The organism is Devosia sp., assembly GCF_035944845.1.
Classification (GTDB): domain Bacteria; phylum Pseudomonadota; class Alphaproteobacteria; order Rhizobiales; family Devosiaceae; genus Devosia_A.
This window is the reverse complement of the sequence record NZ_DASZAW010000104.1, coordinates 1-2,621: the sequence shown is the minus strand read 5'-3', so window position 1 is coordinate 2,621 and position 2,621 is coordinate 1. Positions and strand designations below refer to the sequence as shown.

Sequence of the window (2,621 nt, the reverse complement as noted above, 5' to 3'; positions counted from 1 at the left end):
GCTTGATGCCATCGTCGATCTTCTCGATCGGCTCTGCAATGGCGCGCAGGCGCTCGTCGGGCAGGATCAGGATGGGGCGCTTGGCCATGAACGTTCAGTCCTTCATCGGGGGTTGCCGCTGAATATGGTATTTCCCGGGCGGCGGTCAACGGCCAGCCGGTTTACGCCTGGTTTACGCCAATTGCGGCGCCGAAGAACAATGCGGGAACGGCAGGCTCGAATCGTGTAAGCTGAGGCGATGGATCGAGTGCTTTTCGTCATCGCCGACTTTCCCGTCACGCTTGAAATCGCCGCCTATACGGCCGTCGGAATCGTCGCGGCGCTGCTGGTGGCGCTGCTCGTCGTGGTGATCAGGCAGTCGCGCGCCCGGGCGGAAGAGGCGGCACAGCGGGCCGAGGAGGCGGCGGCGGCGCAACTCAAGGCGCAGGAGACAGAGCGCTACATTGCCGACATGCTGCGCGTGCAGTCGGAGATGACCGGCCGGATGCAGACGATGAGCGAGATCTTCGGCTCGCGTACTTCGGACCTGGCACGGCTGGTGAACGAACGGCTCGACAGCCAGGGCCAGCGCATCGGCGCGGCCATGCAGGAAAGCAACGTCAAGACCAACGAGAGCCTGGCGAAGCTCCAGGAACGGCTGGCGGTGATCGACCGGGCGCAATCCAACATCACCCAGCTCAGCCAGAACGTGGTGTCGCTGCAGTCGATCCTCGCCAACAAGCAGACGCGCGGCGCCTTCGGCCAAGGCCGGATGGAAGCGATCATCGGCGATGGCCTGGCCCAGAACGCCTATGCCTTCCAGGCGACACTGTCGAACGGCAGCCGGCCCGACGCGCTGGTCTATATGCCGAACGGGGCGCCGTCGCTGGTGATCGACGCCAAGTTCCCGCTCGAGAGCTGGCAGGGCTTTTCGAGCGCCGGGGACGGCGAAGATCCGCGTTTTGCGGCCAGCCGGTTCCGCAGCGACATGGGCGTCCATATCAAGGCGATCTCGGAAAAGTACCTGATCGCCGGGGAGACCGCCGACACGGCCTTCCTGTTCGTGCCGTCGGAATCGATCTTTGCGGACCTGCACGAACATTTCGAGGATGTGGTGCAGCGGGCGCTCAAGGCGCGCATCGTGATCGTCTCGCCGTCGATCCTGATGCTCTCCATCCAGGTGGTGCAGGCGCTGCTGCGCGACGTGAAGATGCGCGAGGAGGCCTATCGCATCCAGACCGAGGTGCGGGCCCTGCTTGCCGATGTCGGCCGGCTGGACGAACGGGTGCGAAAGCTCCAGACCCACTTCACGCAGGCGGCCGGGGATATCGGCGACATCGTGACATCGTCGTCGAAGATCGTGAAGCGCGGCGAGCGCATCGAGGCGATGGAGTTCGACGAGGCGCGGCCCGAACCGCAACGGCTCGCCGGAGAGTAGCTCCTCACTTCGACTCACAATGGTGCGAGCGTCATCCCCAAGTCGTCTCTCACGCCGTAGCCTCCCGCGCGTCAAAACAGGAGAACGGCGAATGGACGAGAGGGACACGCCCCAGATCTCGCAGGAGATGATCAATCTCTTCGACGACTACACCCACCTGAGCCTCGACCGGCGCAAGTTCATGGATAACCTCGCCAAGCTTGCGGGCTCGATGAGTGCGGCGGCGGTGGCCGCGTCAATGATGGCCTCGAACGCCAAAGCGCAGGGCCTGGTGCCCGAGAACGACGCGCGGCTCGTCATCGAGGATGTCACCTACCCCGGCGCGAAAGGCGAGATGCGCGGCTACCTCGCCTACCCGGCGGAAGGCGGGCCGTTCGGAGCGGTGATCGTGGTGCACGAGAATCGCGGGCTCAACGCCCATACCAAGGATGTGGCGCGTCGGGTGGCACTCGAGGGTTTCGTGGCACTGGCGCCCGACTTCCTCTCCGATCTGGGCGGCACGCCCGCCGACGAGGAAGCGGCGCGGCCGATGTTCCAGCAATTGCCCGCGGCTGACGTGGCGGCCAATGGCGTCGCGACCATTGCCTGGCTGAAGACGCATGCCAAGACAAACGGCAAGGTCGGCGCCATGGGCTTCTGCTGGGGTGGCGGCACGGTCAACAATATCGCCACCGTAGCGCCAGACCTGCTGGCAGCGGTCCCCTACTACGGCGGACAGCCGGACGCCGCAGCGGTGCCCAACATCAAGGCCAAGGTGATGGCGCACTATGGCGGGCTCGACGAGCGGATCAATGCCGGCATCCCGGCGTTCGAGGCGGCGCTGAAGGCCGCCGGCACGGACTACCAGATCTTCATCTACGAGGGCGCCAACCACGCCTTCAATAACGACACCTCGGCGGCGCGCTACAGCAAGGAAGCATCCGATCTCGCCTGGTCGCGGACGATGGGATTGTTCAAGGACGTGCTGGCCTGAAGCACGGGCCGTTGCCTCCCTCCCCCTTGAGGGGAGGGATTGAGGGAGGGGGTGGTGCGGTGATCACCGATGGACCCCCACCCCCACCCCCTCCCCGACGGGCTACGACATGCACACATCGTTGTTGAAGAGAGGGTTTCGGTCTGATTCCCTGGCCTTTGCATAGGAGGGCGGGATGGAGTTGGGACTGGGCCATTTCGGGGATTCGCGCCTCGAAAAAGGGGGATCTTT

Annotated in this window: 3 protein-coding genes; all 3 read left to right on the top strand. The window is 64.9% G+C overall.

Annotated features, from left to right (window positions below):
- Positions 1 to 229 (top strand): hypothetical protein (locus VGV07_RS20375; protein ID WP_326870567.1); only part of this gene is annotated, 229 nt, incomplete at its 5' end.
- A 9-nt stretch (positions 230 to 238) separates the two neighbouring features.
- Entirely contained in the window at positions 239 to 1,417 is a 1,179-nt protein-coding gene (locus VGV07_RS20370; protein ID WP_326870566.1) for a DNA recombination protein RmuC, read from the top strand.
- Between the two features lie 91 nt (positions 1,418 to 1,508).
- A complete protein-coding gene (locus VGV07_RS20365) occupies positions 1,509 to 2,390 on the top strand; it encodes a dienelactone hydrolase family protein (RefSeq protein WP_326870565.1) in 882 nt (293 codons plus the stop codon).
- Positions 2,391 to 2,621 lie beyond the last annotated feature (231 nt).

Bases quoted from the DNA above. Each gene is read 5' to 3' on its own strand.
- VGV07_RS20365 (WP_326870565.1), top strand. From the start codon at position 1,509: ATGGACGAGAGGGACACGCCCCAGATCTCGCAGGAGATGATCAATCTC.
- VGV07_RS20370 (WP_326870566.1), top strand. From the start codon at position 239: ATGGATCGAGTGCTTTTCGTCATCGCCGACTTTCCCGTCACGCTTGAA.